Origin of the sequence: Streptomyces achromogenes subsp. achromogenes, from assembly GCF_000720835.1 — a bacterium.
Lineage (GTDB): Bacteria > Actinomycetota > Actinomycetes > Streptomycetales > Streptomycetaceae > Streptomyces > Streptomyces achromogenes.
On record NZ_JODT01000016.1, the window covers coordinates 1 to 13963 of the forward strand.

Annotated in this window: 14 protein-coding genes; 6 read left to right on the forward strand and 8 right to left on the reverse strand. The window is 74.9% G+C overall.

The window, feature by feature from the left end; all coding sequences use genetic code 11:
• Nucleotides 1-417: 417 nt before the first annotated feature.
• The gene (locus IH25_RS0117115; protein ID WP_030610310.1) at nt 418-1554 is read right to left on the reverse strand and encodes an ROK family transcriptional regulator; all 1137 of its coding nucleotides are present in this window, start codon (nt 1552-1554) and stop codon (nt 418-420) included.
• A gap of 83 nt (nt 1555-1637) precedes the next feature.
• Here IH25_RS0117115 and IH25_RS0117120 point away from each other — a divergent pair, with 83 nt between their 5' ends.
• From IH25_RS0117120 to IH25_RS0117130, 3 genes are all read left to right on the forward strand, one after another.
• Nucleotides 1638-2711 (forward strand): Gfo/Idh/MocA family protein, encoded by a 1074-nt coding sequence (locus IH25_RS0117120; protein ID WP_030610313.1) that lies wholly within the window; start codon nt 1638-1640, stop codon nt 2709-2711.
• A complete protein-coding gene (locus IH25_RS0117125; RefSeq protein ID WP_030610317.1) occupies nt 2711-3190 on the forward strand; it encodes a heme-degrading domain-containing protein in 480 nt (159 codons plus the stop codon). The genes IH25_RS0117120 and IH25_RS0117125 overlap by 1 nt, the downstream gene beginning before the upstream one ends.
• 95 nt (nt 3191-3285) lie before the next feature.
• On the forward strand, nt 3286-4152 hold the full coding sequence (locus tag IH25_RS0117130; RefSeq protein ID WP_030610320.1) for an LLM class F420-dependent oxidoreductase: 867 nt from the start codon (nt 3286-3288) through the stop codon (nt 4150-4152).
• Nucleotides 4153-4598: 446 nt separating this feature from the next.
• On the opposite strand, the gene IH25_RS0117135 is transcribed toward IH25_RS0117130, so the two are convergent.
• The 4 genes from IH25_RS0117135 to IH25_RS0117150 form a co-directional block, all read right to left on the reverse strand.
• Nucleotides 4599-5456, reverse strand: coding sequence for a fumarylacetoacetate hydrolase family protein (locus tag IH25_RS0117135; protein WP_030610323.1), 858 nt, complete (start codon nt 5454-5456; stop codon nt 4599-4601).
• A gap of 138 nt (nt 5457-5594) precedes the next feature.
• Nucleotides 5595-6305: a YidC/Oxa1 family membrane protein insertase gene (locus IH25_RS0117140; protein WP_030610324.1), complete on the reverse strand. Its 711-nt coding sequence runs from the start codon at nt 6303-6305 to the stop codon at nt 5595-5597.
• A 259-nt stretch (nt 6306-6564) separates the two neighbouring features.
• The gene (locus IH25_RS0117145; RefSeq protein ID WP_030610341.1) at nt 6565-6891 is read right to left on the reverse strand and encodes a DUF6412 domain-containing protein; all 327 of its coding nucleotides are present in this window, start codon (nt 6889-6891) and stop codon (nt 6565-6567) included.
• 32 nt (nt 6892-6923) lie between these two features.
• The gene (locus IH25_RS0117150; RefSeq protein WP_030610344.1) at nt 6924-7472 is read right to left on the reverse strand and encodes a winged helix-turn-helix transcriptional regulator; all 549 of its coding nucleotides are present in this window, start codon (nt 7470-7472) and stop codon (nt 6924-6926) included.
• Between the two features lie 150 nt (nt 7473-7622).
• Here IH25_RS0117150 and IH25_RS0117155 point away from each other — a divergent pair, with 150 nt between their 5' ends.
• Entirely contained in the window at nt 7623-9044 is a 1422-nt protein-coding gene (locus tag IH25_RS0117155; RefSeq protein ID WP_030610346.1) for an MFS transporter, read from the forward strand.
• Nucleotides 9045-9059: 15 nt separating this feature from the next.
• Here the strand turns inward: IH25_RS0117155 and IH25_RS0117160 are convergent, their stop codons facing one another.
• Nucleotides 9060-9302, reverse strand: coding sequence for a hypothetical protein (locus IH25_RS0117160; RefSeq protein WP_030610349.1), 243 nt, complete (start codon nt 9300-9302; stop codon nt 9060-9062).
• 235 nt (nt 9303-9537) lie between these two features.
• Between IH25_RS0117160 and IH25_RS0117165 the strand changes: the two genes are divergently transcribed.
• Both IH25_RS0117165 and IH25_RS41200 read left to right on the forward strand, forming a co-directional pair.
• A complete protein-coding gene (locus IH25_RS0117165; RefSeq protein ID WP_030610351.1) occupies nt 9538-11010 on the forward strand; it encodes a glycoside hydrolase in 1473 nt (490 codons plus the stop codon).
• A gap of 121 nt (nt 11011-11131) precedes the next feature.
• A complete protein-coding gene (locus tag IH25_RS41200) occupies nt 11132-12040 on the forward strand; it encodes a hypothetical protein (RefSeq protein WP_051753971.1) in 909 nt (302 codons plus the stop codon).
• A 37-nt stretch (nt 12041-12077) separates the two neighbouring features.
• Here the strand turns inward: IH25_RS41200 and IH25_RS0117175 are convergent, their stop codons facing one another.
• The gene (locus IH25_RS0117175; RefSeq protein WP_030610357.1) at nt 12078-12800 is read right to left on the reverse strand and encodes a TIGR03943 family putative permease subunit; all 723 of its coding nucleotides are present in this window, start codon (nt 12798-12800) and stop codon (nt 12078-12080) included.
• A complete protein-coding gene (locus IH25_RS0117180; RefSeq protein ID WP_078844281.1) occupies nt 12797-13873 on the reverse strand; it encodes a permease in 1077 nt (358 codons plus the stop codon). Before IH25_RS0117180 ends, IH25_RS0117175 begins: the two co-directional genes overlap by 4 nt.
• Nucleotides 13874-13963: the final 90 nt, after the last annotated feature.

The window sequence follows — 13963 nt, forward strand, 5'->3', positions numbered from 1 at the left end:
GCGGGGGGGGGGGGGGGGGGGGGGGGGGGGGGGGGGGCGGCGGACGGTGACACGGGGAGGACGACGGTGGCGGCGGCCGCGGTGAGGCAGCGGGACAGGGGGGTGCGCAGTCGCATGAACACATGACCCTGCCGGGCGGGGCGGGGTGGACGGCGCCGCCATGCCGGGGGGCGGGGCAGGTCCCCTCTACCAGCGGACAGCGGACAGCGGACAGCGGACGACGTGACACCGGCCGGCTGTCGGCCGCGGGTCCGTGGTGGCCGGTCGCGCAGTTCCCCGCGCCCCTGGGGAGTTGCCGGACCCGTCGGCAGAATGCCGGGCGGCGTGACGGACAGCGCCACGGGGACAGCGGCCATCCGTCCACTGCAGGCCCGTCGTGGCCGGGCGCGCAGTTCCCCGCGCCCCTGTGGGGCGTGCTCAGGCGTCTCCCCGCCCGAACAATGGCGCCAGCAGCAGTTGGGCCGCTCCCTCGGACACCAGGCGTTCGGCTCGTGGAGCGAGCCGTACCGGTACGGCCTCGTCCGCTCCCTCGCGGCGGGCGCGGGCGGCCAGTACCGTGCCGACGCCCCGTACGTACGTCTCGGGCGACCCGGCGACCGTGCGTCCGCCGAGCAGCACCCCGTCGATGTCGAGCAGCCCGACCAGGTTCCCGGCCGCCACCCCGAGCACCCGTGCCGCCTCCGCGATCTCGCCCCGGGCCGCCGCGGCGAGGCACAGCGCCTCCACGCAGCCCCGGTTCCCGCACTCGCACGGCGGTCCGTCCAGCTGGATCACCTGGTGGCCGAACTCGCCCGCCCCGGTGCGCGCCCCGCGGTGCACGCCGCCGTCGATCACCAGGCCGGCCCCGAGCCCCGTACCGAGGTGCAGATACGCGAACGACCGGCCCGCCACGTCCTGCGCGCCGCCGACCGCGAGTCCGAGCGCCGCCGCGTTGGTGTCCTTGTCGACCACCACCGGCACCCCGAGCCGCTCCGCGAGCGCGTCCCGCAGCGGGAAGCCGTCCCACTCGGGGAACCCGGTGACCCGGTGGAGCACCCCGCGCACGTGGTCCAGGGGGCCGGGCAGCGCCACGCCCGCCCCGACCAGCGATCCGACCCCGGCGAGGTCCGCACCGCCCGCACCGGGCAGACCCGCCACGACGTCGCGGACCGCCGCGCACACCGCTCCCAGCACGGCCTCGGCCCCCGCCCCGAGGTCCAGCTCCGCGCGCCGCTCGGCCACCACGGCCCCGTCCAGTTCGACGAGCACGGCGCGCAGTTCGTCGCGGTCCAGGTGCACCCCGACGGCGTGCCCCGCCTCCGGTACCAGCCGCAGCACGGTCCGCGGCTTGCCCCCGGTCGACGCCCGCCGCCCGGCCTCCGTGGCGAACCCCTCCGCCCGCAGCCGCGCGGTGATCTTGCTGACGGCCTGCGGGGTCAGCCCGGTGCGCTCGGCCAGCTCCAGCCGGCTGATGCCCTCGGCGCCGGCGTCCCGCAGCAGCCCCAGCACCAGCGCCGCGTTGTGGCTGCGCACCAGCCCGAGGTTCGCCCCCGCGACGCCCCTGTCCCCCGTCATCCCCGCCCTCGGCTCGCTCGTCTTCACACCCCCATTCTCCCCGTCGCTTGCACTTTCGCAACAGCGTTGCCAAAGTGGGAGGCATGACTGCTACCCCCCTCCGCGTCGGCCTGATCGGCTACGGCCTCGCCGGCTCGGTCTTCCACGCCCCGCTGATCGCCGCCACCGAGGGCCTCGCCCTGGACACCGTGGTCACCTCCAGCCCGGAGCGGCGCAAGCAGGCCCTCGCCGAGTTCCCGGAGGTCCGGCTCGCCGCCACCGCCGAGGAGCTGTTCGACCGGGCGGACGAGCTTGACCTCGTCGTCGTGGCCTCCCCGAACAAGACGCACGTACCGCTGGCCACGACCGCGCTCCGGGCGGGCCTGCCGGTGGTCGTGGACAAGCCGGTCGCCGGCACCGCGGCCGAGGCCCGGGCGCTGGCCGCCCTCGCCGAGGAGCGCGGTCTGCTGCTGTCGGTCTTCCAGAACCGCCGCTGGGACAACGACTTCCTGACCCTGCGCACCCTGCTGGCGGACGGCGCCCTCGGCGACGCCTGGCGCTTCGAGTCCCGCTTCGAGCGCTGGCGCCCCCGGCCCAAGGGCGGCTGGCGCGAGTCCGGCGACCCGGCGGAGATCGGCGGCCTGCTCTACGACCTCGGCAGCCATGTCGTCGACCAGGCCCTCGTCCTGTTCGGCCCGGCCACCGAGGTCTACGCCGAGACCGACATCCGCCGCCCCGGCGCCGAGACCGACGACGACACCTTCATCGCGCTCACCCACGCGAGCGGCGTCCGCTCCCACCTCTACGTCTCCGCGACGGCCGCCCAGCTCGGCCCCCGCTTCCGGGTGCTGGGCTCCCGCGCGGGCTACGTCAAGTACGGCCTGGACCCGCAGGAGGCGGCCCTGCGCGAGGGCGGCCGGCCCGGCACCGCCGCCGGCTGGGGCACCGAGGACGAGTCCCTGTGGGGCCGCATCGGCTCCGGGGAGTCCCCGCTGACCGGCGCCGGCACCCCTGTGCCGACCCTGCCGGGCGACTACCCGGCCTACTACGCGGCCGTCGCCGCCGCCCTGCGCGGCACCGGGCCCAACCCTGTGACCGCCCTGGAGGCCGCCGCCGCGCTCGACGTCCTGGAAGCGGCCCGCCGGTCCGCCCGCGAGAAGGTGACGGTGACCCTCTGATGCCCGACAACACCCCGACCGTGCCGGAACTGGAGGAGCAGCAGCGGCGCCTGGTCCTCCCCCGGTTCACCCACGAGGACGCCTGGGCCCTCGGCTGCCTCCTGGTCGAGCGGGCCCGCAAGCGCCGGGCGCCGGTCGCCATCGACATCCACCGGGCCGGCCAGCAGCTCTTCCACGCCGCCCTGCCGGGCTCCACCCCGGACAACGACGCCTGGATCACCCGCAAGCGCCGGGTGGTGGAGCGCTACGGCGCCCCGTCCTACCTGGTCGGCGCCCGCTTCCGCGCCAAGGGCACCACCTTCGAGGAGTCCTCCCGCCTCAACCCGGACGCCTACGCGGCACACGGCGGCTCCTTCCCGGTCACGGTGGAGGGTGCCGGCGTCATCGGCGCGGTGACCGTCTCCGGCCTGCCCCAGCTCGAGGACCACCGGTTCGTGGTGGAGGCGCTGGAGGAGTTCCTCGGCCGTTCGGCCGGCTGAGGGAACGGCGGGAATCAACCCGGGTCACCCTCCGGTTGGCAGGACCGTAGGCCTGACGATCATGGCACTGTCCACCACCGGAGGGATCACATCCGATGACCACCGCACTGAAGGAGAGCGTCGGCCGGTACGGCGTCTGGAGCTTCGAACTGCGCTCCGAGGACCCGGCCCGGCGCGGCGAGCTGGACGAGGCCGCGGCCGAACTGGAGGAGCTCGGGTACGGCGCGATCTGGCTGGGCGGCAACAGCACCGCGGACCACGCGGCCCCGCTCATCGGCGCCACGCGCGGTGTCGTCGTCGGCACCAGCATCCAGAGCGTCTGGCAGCAGGACGCCGCCACCACGGCGGCCGGCTTCGACGGGCTGGAGACCGCCCACCCCGGCCGGTTCGCGCTGGGCCTCGGGGTGAGCCACGGCCCGCTGGTGAAGGACTACCGCCGCCCGTACGCGGCCATGGTCGAGTACCTGGACGAGCTGGACCGCGCGGGCGTGCCCGCCGAGCGGCGGGTGCTGGCCGCGCTGGGCCCGCGGATGCTGGAGCTGGCCCGGGACCGGGCGGCCGGCGCGATCCCCTACCTGACCACGCCCGAACACACCGAGCAGGCCCGGGAGATCCTGGGCGCGGGGCCGCTGCTGGCCCCCGAGCTGAAGGTGGTCCTGGAGTCCGACCCGGCCCGTGCCCGGGAGACGGCCCGCGCCTACCTGGCCCGCTATCTGGAACTGCCCAACTACACCAACAACTTCCTCCGGCTGGGCTTCACGGAGGCGGACGTCGCCGACGGCGGCAGCGACCGCCTCATCGACGCGGTCTTCGCCTGGGGCGACGAGGCCCGGATCCGCGAGCGCGTCACCGCGTTCCACGAGGCGGGCGCGGACCACGTCGCCCTCCAGGTGGTCACGGCGAACACCGGCGAGGCCCTCCCGAGGAAGGAATGGCGCGCCCTCGCCGCTCTGCTGGGCTAGCCGGTCCGGAACAGGGGGTACGGGGACCGCGCGACCGGCCCGGACACCCCGCGCGGGCGAGGACGTCCGACCGTGGTGTCCGAGTCGGGCCGGGTCAGGCCCCGGCTCCAAGACGCCTGCGCGGGCGAGCATGTTCGACCGTGGTGCCGGGTCAGGCCCCGGCTCCGAGACGCCCCGCGTGGGCGGGCACGTTCCCGCCAGGGCGGCCCGGAGTGGGCCGCCGTAGCCGGAACCCGCGCGGGCGGGGATGACGGCGCCGGCTCGATGACCGCCCGCCGGTACGCCCCGGAACCCGCGCGCGGGCGAGGACGCCGCCGCGGTTTCCGGCGCTCCCCCACGCCCCCGGCGTTCCCGGCGCTCCCCGGCGTTCCCGGCGCTCCCCGGCGGCTCCCGGCGCACCCGGCGGCTCCCGGCGCCCGGCGTTCCCGGCGCCCCCCGCGGAGCGGCTACGCGTCCTTCAGCTCCTGCCGCTGCCGCCCCAGCCCCGCGATCTCCAGCTCCACCACGTCTCCGGCGCGCAGGTACGGCTTCGGCTCGGGCGCGCCCATCGCCACCCCGGCCGGTGTACCCGTGTTGATGACGTCACCGGGGTACAGGGCCATGAAGTGGCTGAGGTAGCGCACGACTTCGCCCACGGGGAAGATCTGCTCGGCCGTCGTGCCGTCCTGCTTCAGCTCGCCGTTCACCCACAGCCTCAGCGGCAGATCCTGCGGGTCGGCGATCTCGTCGGCCGTCACCAGCCACGGGCCCAGCGGGTTGAACGTCTCGCAGTTCTTGCCCTTGTCCCAGGTGCCGCCCCGCTCGATCTGGAACTCCCGCTCGGAGACGTCGTGCGCCACCGCGTACCCGGCGACGTGCGCGAGCGCCTCCTCGGCCGAGTCCAGGTAGCGGGCCGTACGGCCGATGACGACCGCGAGTTCGACCTCCCAGTCCGTCTTCACCGAGCCGCGCGGCACCAGCACCGTGTCGTTCGGCCCGACCACCGTGTCCGGCGCCTTGAGGAAGACGACCGGCTCGGCGGGCGGCTCGGCACCCGTCTCCCGGGCGTGGTCGTGGTAGTTCAGCCCGATGCACACGACCTTCCCGATGCGGCCGAGCGGGGGGCCGATCCGCAGTCCGGTCGCGTCCAGCGCGGGCAGTGCGCCGGAGCCGGCCGCCGCCCGGATCCGGCCGAGCGCCTCCTCGTCGGCGAGGAGCGCGCCGTCGATGTCGTCCACGAGGCCCGACAGGTCCCGGAGGGTCCCCTCGGCGTCGAGCAGTGCGGGGCGCTCGGCCCCGGCCGTACCGACTCGCAGCAGCTTCATGGTCACCTTCTCCCTCGATCACGGGCGCCCCGCCGACGGGTGCAGCCATCGGGGGAACTGGCTGATCCTCCAATTCGCCCGTCCAGTCCGCAAGACCCTGTTCAGGTACTGGACCGTAACCGGGACGCCCGGTACCGCTCAGCGGTACAGCAGGGACTGTTCCGCCGCGCTCCACGCCGTACTGGTGACGATGTACAGCGCGGCGGCCAGCGGGACGACCGCCACCGAGACGAGGGTGAAGAAGGACAGGAACGGGGTCACCCGGGTGACCGCGGCGAGACCGGGCACCTGGTCGCCGCCGGTGACCGGGGCCGGCTGTGCGGCCATCGTCCGCCGGGTGCGCCGGTAGTTGACGGTGGCGACGGCCGCGACGAGGGCGAACAGGCCGAGGTAGACCAGTCCGGCCGGGCCGAACATCCCGTCGTCGGCGAGCGCGTCGGTCCAGCGTCCGCCGAGCGGCGCCGTGAACAGCCGGTGGTCCAGCAGGGAGTTGCTCTCGCCGCCGATCGTGGTGCTGGAGAAGAGGTGGTAGAGGAGGAAGAAGGCGGGCAGCTGGAGCAGGCCGGGCAGGCAGCCGGAGAGCGGTGAGACCTTCTCCTGGGCGTGCAGTTCGAGCACCGCCCGCTGGAGCCGCTCGGGGTCGCGGGCGTGCCGGGCGCGCAGCGCGTCGATCTTCGGCTGGAGCGCGACGCGGGCACGCCGGCCGCGGGCGGCGGCCCGGGACAGCGGGTGGACCAGGAGCCGTACCAGCGCGGTGAACAGGACGATCGCGGCGGCTGCCGCGGAGGCGTGGAAGAGCGGGGTGAGCAGGTCGGCGAGGTGCTCGACCAGACGGGCGAAGACGGACATGGATGAGCCCTCCGGGGGTCTCGTCGTGCCGGAAACGGCCGGGAATCAAGGGGATTCGGCGGGGATACGGCAGGACGAACCGCGCGGGGTCACGCGTCGGCGGGAGCACGGACGTACGCATACGTGGACGCGCGGGCGTCGGATACGCGGACGTACGGGCGTACGGATACGCGGGCGTACGGGCGTACTGGCATATGGGCGTACTGGCATACGAGCGTACGGATACCCGGGCTGGATATCAGGGAGCCGGAAGCGTGCCTTACGCGGCGGTCGTCGCCGGTCCGGCGTGTCCGGGGGCCCGGGGCCGTCGCCGGCCGGGTGCGTCGGGGTCGCGCTGGGGCAGGAAGGCGGTGCGCCGGGCCCGGTCGCGGATCGCCGTGCGCACCCGGGTCGGGGGCACGGTGGGCACGCGCCGCGCGGCCAGCAGGGCACAGGCGGCGAGCGTCGCGGCGACGGTCGCGGTCGCGGCGAGGGCGACGGCGGTGGTGAGGCCGCCGCTGCCGAGGAGGGCGGCCTGGAGCAGCAGCAGCTGCGCCAGGAACAGCGGGAAGGCGAGGGGACGCGGGACGACCGTACCGCCGCGCATGACAACTCCCCCTTCTCTGCCGCGTACCGGCCTCAGTCTGCCAGATGCGCCGGTTCGGTCTCCAGGGGCTCCAGCAGCCGCTTCGGCCGCAGCAGCGCCCTGCTGACCGGGTCCTCGGGGGCGGTGTCCAGCTCCGGCCCCGGCACCATGACGACGTCGGCGACCGGCACGGGGGTTCCGCAGTCGGCGCACGTTCCGTACGGCCCGACGTCCCCGCCGCAGTCCGCGTGCCGGAAGGACCGCAGCCGGCCGGCGTCGGCGTGCTCGCGCCCCCACTGGCTGAGGGCCCGCAGCGCCGGCCACAGGGCCGTGCCGCGCTCGGTGACGACGTACTCGTCCCGCGGCGGCGCCTCCTGGTACCGGCGCTTTTCGAGGATGCCCTGCTCGGTGAGCGTGCGCAGCCGGTCGGAGAGGACGGCGCGCGGGATACCGAGGTGGACGAGGAAGTCGTTGTAGCGCCGGACGCCGTAGATCGCGTCGCGGACCACGAGCAGCGTCCAGCGCTCGCCGACGACCTCCAGCGCGCGGGCGATGGAGCACTCCTGCGTCGCGTAGTCCTTGCCCAGTGCCATGCCGTCCACTGTAACCGCGCACCGCACATGGGTTCAGTAAACGAACCGACAGTGCTACGGTGTCGGCGACCGAGGTCGATTCAGTGACCGAACCGACGCGCACGGGCTCCGCCGGGCCGGACCGGACCGGACGCCGGCCCCGGAAGGACTCGCCAGACCATGCCCCGGCCCGACTCCGCGACGACCCCCGCCAACGCCCCCGGCTCCCCCGGCACCCCACCGGGCGCCTCCCCCGCCGCCGCCCGGGAAGCGCCCGCACGCCCCCGCGCCACCCTGGCCCTGACCAGCGCCGCGACCGCCGTGGCCCTCATGTCGTACACGGCCCCGATGGTGACGCTGCCGGACACCGCGCGCGATCTGCACACCCCGCTGTCCGCCCAGGCCTGGCTGCTGAACGGCACCCCGCTCGGCCTCGCCGCCCTGCTGCTGGTGGCCGGCAGCCTCGCCGACGACCACGGCCGCCGCCGGGTCTTCCTGGCCGGCACCCTGGGCCTCGGCCTCACCACCGCCCTCGCCGCGGTGACCACGTCGACCTGGCAGTTCACCCTGGCCCGCGTCGCCCAGGGAGCGGCCAGCGCGGCCCTGCTGGCCAGCGCGCTCGGCCTGATCGCGCACGCCTTCCCCGGCCCGCGCGGCCGGCTGCACGCCACCGGGGTGTGGGGCGCGTCCGTCAGCGGCGGCATCGCCGTGGGCCCGCTGCTCGCGGGCGCGCTGCCCGACTGGCGGCTCGCCTACGGCCTGCTGGGCGCCGCCGCGCTGGTGGTGGCCGCGCTCGGCACCCGGGGCCTGGCCGAGTCGCGCGCCCCGCGCGGCGGCCGGCCGGACGTGCCCGGCGCGCTCACCTTCGGCGTGGCGCTCGCCGCGCTGGTCTCGGCCCTCACCCTGGGCCGGGACGGCTGGCTGCGCGCCCCGGTCGGCCTGCTGCTCGCGGCGGCCGTGCTGCTCGTCGCCGCCTTCGCCGTGGTGGAGCGCCGGGCCGCCACCCCGATGATCGACCTCGGGCTGCTGCGCCGGCCCCGCTTCCTGGCCTCCTCCGCGGGCGGCCTGTTCACCGGACTCGCCGTGATCGGCATGTTCAGCTATCTGCCGGCGCTGCTCCAGCGGGCCCTGCGCCTGTCGCCCCTGGCCACGGCCTGGCTGTTCCTGCTCTGGGCCGGGCTGAGCTTCGCCGTCGCCCTCCAGGTCAGGCATCTGGCCGGCCGCCTCGCCCCGCGCACCCAGCTCGCCCTCGGCTTCGCCCTGCACGCGGTCGCCGTGCTGACGATGCTCGGTGCCGTCGGCGCCGGTTCCTGGCCCCGGCTGCTGCCCGGCCTGATCATCGGCGGGGCCGGCAGCGGGCTGCTCAACGGCGCGCTGCCGCTGCTCTCCGTGGAGTCGGTGCCGCGCGAGCGGGCCGCGATGGGCTCCGGCGCCCAGCAGACCTTCCGCTACATCGGCTCCTGCGCGGGCGTGGCCCTGACCATCGCCCTCGCCACGTCGGCCGGCGACCCGGCCCGGGGCGCGGACCTCGCCCTGCTGGTGTCGGCGGGGCTGGCGGCGGCGGGCGCGGTGAGCGTGCTGGCGCCGCGGGAGGCCGCGTGACACCGCCCGGAGAGCTCACCCGGACCGCGCGGACACCAGCTTCGCCAGGGTGCGGGTGGTCGGGGTGAGGTGGTGGCCCGGCTCGTCGCACCCGTACCCGGGCCGGACCAGCGAGCGCGGCACGGACCGTACGACCCCCACGTGCCGGGCCGTCGTACGCGGCGGGATCCGGTCGACTCCGTAGGCGTACGTCGCCGAGGGGGAAGGCCCGGAGGAAGCCCCGTGCCCCACGAGCCGTACACCCGCCGCGGTCCACATGCACCCCACCTCCGCCGGAAGCCGCCCGCCCGATAGGCGCGACGCGACGCCCCCAACCGGCCGGAGGAATCAGGCGGACCGGCTTTCTCAACGGGTTTGAGAAAGGGCCGTCACAACCCTCGACAACGCCGTCCGGCAGCCCCGATGCTTCGTGGTGGCATGCCGGGGGGGACGAGGCGGCACCGCTTCCAGGACGCGGTGCCGCAAGCCGCATGGAGAGGCAGCGAACGCACCCATGATCCGACGCAGAACACTGCTGGCCGCCGCGGGCGGCGGCCTGCTCGGCAGCGCACTGGCCACGGGCACGGCCCGGGCGGACGCGACGATCGCCGTCAACCCGTCGGTGTCGTACGGCACGTGGGAGGGCTGGGGCACCTCCCTGGCCTGGTGGGCGAACGTCTTCGGCACCCGGGACGACTTCGCCGACCTCTTCTTCACGACCAGGAACACGACGTACAACGGCACCTCGCTGCCCGGCCTCGGCCTGAACATCGCCCGCTACAACCTGGGCGCGTGCGGTTGGAACAGCGTGGGCGGCACGTCGATGGCCGTCTCCCCGAACATCCCCGCCTTCAAGCAGATCGAGGGCTACTGGCAGGACTGGACCGACGAGGACCCGGCGTCCGCGGCCTGGAAGTGGACGGCGGACGCCGCCCAGCGGGCCATGCTCGTGAAGGCCACCCAGCGCGGGGCGATCTCGGAGCTGTTCGCCAACTCCCCGATGTGGTGGATGTGTTCCAACCACAACCCGTCCGGCGCGGCCGACGGCGGCAACAACCTCCAGTCCTGGAACCACCGGCAGCACGCCGCCCACCTCGCCGCCGTCGCTCTGTACGCCCGGCAGCACTGGGGTGTGGACTTCGCGACCGTGGAGCCCTTCAACGAGCCGTCCTCCTCCTGGTGGACCGCGACCGGCACCCAGGAGGGCTGCCACATCGACGCGGCCACCCAGGCCGCCGTACTGCCGTACCTGCGCGCGGAGTTGGACAAGCGGGGCCTGACCGGCACCCGGATCGCCGCGTCCGACGAGACGAGCTACGACCTGGCCCGCACCACCTGGAACTCCTTCTCCAACACGGTCAAGGGCTACGTCGACCGGGTCAACGTGCACGGCTACCAGGGGTCCGGAGGACGCCGGGACCTGCTGTACACGGACGTGGTGACCACCGCCCGCAAGGCCCTGTGGAACTCCGAGACCGGCGACAGCGACGCCACCGGCCTGACGACGGCGAGCAACCTCCTCTACGACTTCCGCTGGCTGCACCCGACGGCCTGGGTGTACTGGCAGGTGATGGATCCCAGCGCGGGCTGGGCGGCGATCGCCTACGACCCGGCCACCCGGCAGCCCGGCGCGGTGCAGACGAAGTACTACGTGCTGGCCCAGTTCACCCGGCACATCCGCCCCGGCATGACGATCCTGGACACCGGCGTGAGCTACGCGGCGGCGGCCCTGGACCGGCCGGCGAAGCGCCTGGTGATCGTCGCCGCCAACACCTCCGCCTCCGCCCAGACCCTGACCTTCGACCTGTCCCGCTTCGCCTCCGTCACCGGCGGCCCGGGCGGCCTGGTCCCGCGCTGGAACACGGTCACGACGGGCGGCGACCGCTACACGCCCCACTCCGACATCCGCCTGAACGGCACGTCGGTGTCGGTCCCGTTCGCACCGAAGTCGGTCCAGACCCTCCAGATAGACGGCGTCACCGGGTGAATCCCGGTCCCCCGCCGCACAACCGGGCCCCCCGCCGCACAACCCTGGGCCCCAGTGCCCTGTCTTCAAGGTGTACGAAAAGCAACGCATCGATGCTCATCACACCGTGAGGACCGCTTCCATGAAGTACCGTCCGGCCGTGATCACGGCCGCCGCCTCCGTCGCCCTGCTCGCCGGCACGCCCGCCGCCGGGGCGGCGGAGGGCGGTCTGGACTCCCTGCCCGCCTGCACCGACGTGTCGACCGCGTACGGCGACTACGCGCAGCGTGACCTGAAGGCGTCGCTCGACATCACCGCCGACGAGCTGGCTCCGGGCGGCGACTGGACCCCGGCCAAGGGCACCCTGACCAACCTGGGCAGGCGGGACCTCCCGGAGGTCGAGGTGCGCGCCTACCCCTGGATCCAGACCGAGGACCCGGAGTACCAGGACATGAGCAAGTTCGTGAAAGTGGAGATGCGCGCGCAGGACGGCACCTGGCAGCCGGTGAACGGCATGAAGACCGTCGTCTCCGCCCCGCTGCCGTCCGGCCAGACCCTCACCTACGACCTGCGGATACGGGTCATCAAGGACGTACCGGCGGGATTCGGCGGCTCCGAGTTCAACTTCACGGGCAGCTTCGCGGACGTGTACCGCTTCCCGGACACCGGCAAGGAGGTGAAGTGCGCGGCCGAAGCGATCGGATACGACGCGTTCCACGCCCCGCGCCCGACCACCCCCAAGCCGACCCCGAGCTCGGCCCAGCCCACACCGAGCGCGTCCCAGGGCTCCTCCACCCCGACGGCCACGCCGACCTCCGCGCACCCCACGGCGTCCCCGAGCACCACCGCGTCCGCCTCCGCGTCCGCTTCCGCCTCCCCGGCCTCGACGACGTCGGCCGCCCCCGTCCCCGTGCCGGCCCCCTCCTCGGCGGACGGTGAGCTGGCCGCGACCGGCGGCTCCGACGCCACCCTCCCGCTCGCCGCGACCGCGGGCGGCCTGGCCGTCCTGGGCGCGGGCGCGGTAGCGTTCGCCCGCCGCCGCAGGGGCTGACGGGCCGGCCGGCGACGAGGAGACCGCCTGACGGCGTTCACCGTGCGACGCTCTCCCCCGGCGGCAGGGCGTCCTGGTAGCCGTTCGTGGGCCTGGGGACCTTCGTGACCGTACGGGCGTCCAGCGCGACCGGCGCGGACGCGGTGCCGAGCGTCCCGCCGGGGTGCCAGGTCCCGGTGACCGTCACCCAGGTGTCGGCGGGCGGCACGGGCCCGCCGTGGACGCGCACCTTGACCGACCGGGCGTCCGCGGCGCAGCAGTTGAGGACGAGCCGGGTCAGTTCCCACTCGCCGCCGTCCCCGGGGGTGACGAACCCGGTCATCCGCACGACGCGCCCCTTGATGGCCTGCCCCCGGTCCTCCCGCACCCGGCTGGTGAAGTCGGAGAGGGTCATGGGCAGGGGCGAGGCGCTCGGCAGCGGGCCGAAGTCGCCCTGGTGGACGACGGGCTTCGCCGGCTGCCGGGCGGCGGTGTAGGCGCCGAGGGCGGGCGGGGCGTAGCAGAGCAGGCTGAGGGCGGGCAGGAGGAGCAGCCAGGCGACCCCGGGCGTACCGGAATGCCCGTGTCCGTCACTGCCGTTCGCGCCTCTGTCGAGGAGGGCGCTCGCGAGCCCCAGCAGGAGCAGCACGGCCCCGGTGGCGATGAGCAGGGGCCGCATGCCCTCCTTGACGTAGCGCAGGTACAGGTCCGTGACCAGGGAGACGTGCAGCAGCCCGAGCCCGCACAGCACGAGCGGTACCGCCTGGAGCGTCCGTCTCACCGCAGCACCCCTCCGACCAGCGCCGAGCACGCGACGGCGACGACCAAGGTGGCGGCGGAGAACCGTACCGCGAAGGCCCGTCCGAAGGTCCCCGCCTGGAGGGCGATGAGCTTCAGGTCGACCATCGGCCCCACCACCATGAACGCCAGCCGGGCCACGGCCGGGAACCCGGTCAGCGAGGCGGCCAGGAAGGCGTCGGCCTCGGAGCACACCGCGAGCAGGACGGCGAGGGCGGCCAGGAACAGCACGGACAGCCAGGGCGAGGCGGAGAAGGTGTCGAGCACGGAGCCGGGGACGGTGACGTTGAAGGTGGCCGCGGCCATGGCGCCGACCACCAGGAACCCGCCGGCGTGCAGGAAGTCGTGCTGGAACCCGCGCCGGAACTCGTCCCACCGGCTGTGTCCCGCCCGGTGCCCGGTGTGCCGGGCGACGGGCCGCAGCCACTCGACCCGCCCGAACCGCAGCCACAGCCAGCCCATGGCGACGGCGGTGGCGAGGGAGGCGAGCAGCCGGGCGAGCACCATGGCGGGGTTCCCGGGGAACGCGATCGCGGTCGCGGTGAGCACGACCGGGTTGACGGCGGGCGCGGAGAGCAGGAACGCGAAGGCGGCGGCCGGGGTGACGCCACGGCTGATGAGACTGCCGGCGACCGGCACGGAGGCACACTCGCACCCGGGCAGCACGACCCCCGCGACACCGGCGACCGGGACGGCGAGCACGGGCCGGCGCGGCAGGATCCGGCGGAACACGCTCTCCGGCACGAAGGCGTTGATGGCCCCGGACAGGGCGGTACCGAGCACCAGGAACGGCAGCGCCTGCACGGTCACCGCGAGACACACGGTCCGCCAGGCCTGCACGGCCGGGGCGTCCCCCCACCGCCCGACCAGGAAGACGACGGCCCCGGGCAGGACGGCGGCGCCGAGGAGCAGCAGGGGCCAGTAGGGGGGCGGGGCGGGCGTCTGAGGAACCGACGCCTCAGGGAGGCCGGCCGCATGGAGGTCGGCCGCGCCGCCCGGCGGATTTCCCTCCCCGGGGCCCGGCCGCCGCTCCGGCACCGGGACCACCCCACCCATCTCCCGCACGCGCTCGCCCCCTGCCGTTCCGGACCCGGTGGGCCCCTGTCTCCGCCCGCCCGAAGATAACGGCCGGCCACGGCCGCCCGT

Coding starts and splice junctions, on each gene's coding strand:
- IH25_RS0117115 (WP_030610310.1), bottom strand. CDS start 1,554: ATGACGGGGGACAGGGGCGTCGCGGGGGCGAACCTCGGGCTGGTGCGC.
- IH25_RS0117125 (WP_030610317.1), top strand. CDS start 2,711: ATGCCCGACAACACCCCGACCGTGCCGGAACTGGAGGAGCAGCAGCGG.
- IH25_RS0117130 (WP_030610320.1), top strand. CDS start 3,286: ATGACCACCGCACTGAAGGAGAGCGTCGGCCGGTACGGCGTCTGGAGC.
- IH25_RS41200 (WP_051753971.1), top strand. CDS start 11,132: ATGAAGTACCGTCCGGCCGTGATCACGGCCGCCGCCTCCGTCGCCCTG.
- IH25_RS0117165 (WP_030610351.1), top strand. CDS start 9,538: ATGATCCGACGCAGAACACTGCTGGCCGCCGCGGGCGGCGGCCTGCTC.
- IH25_RS0117180 (WP_078844281.1), bottom strand. CDS start 13,873: ATGGGTGGGGTGGTCCCGGTGCCGGAGCGGCGGCCGGGCCCCGGGGAG.
- IH25_RS0117120 (WP_030610313.1), top strand. CDS start 1,638: ATGACTGCTACCCCCCTCCGCGTCGGCCTGATCGGCTACGGCCTCGCC.
- IH25_RS0117155 (WP_030610346.1), top strand. CDS start 7,623: ATGCCCCGGCCCGACTCCGCGACGACCCCCGCCAACGCCCCCGGCTCC.
- IH25_RS0117145 (WP_030610341.1), bottom strand. CDS start 6,891: ATGCGCGGCGGTACGGTCGTCCCGCGTCCCCTCGCCTTCCCGCTGTTC.
- IH25_RS0117160 (WP_030610349.1), bottom strand. CDS start 9,302: ATGTGGACCGCGGCGGGTGTACGGCTCGTGGGGCACGGGGCTTCCTCC.
- IH25_RS0117140 (WP_030610324.1), bottom strand. CDS start 6,305: ATGTCCGTCTTCGCCCGTCTGGTCGAGCACCTCGCCGACCTGCTCACC.
- IH25_RS0117135 (WP_030610323.1), bottom strand. CDS start 5,456: ATGAAGCTGCTGCGAGTCGGTACGGCCGGGGCCGAGCGCCCCGCACTG.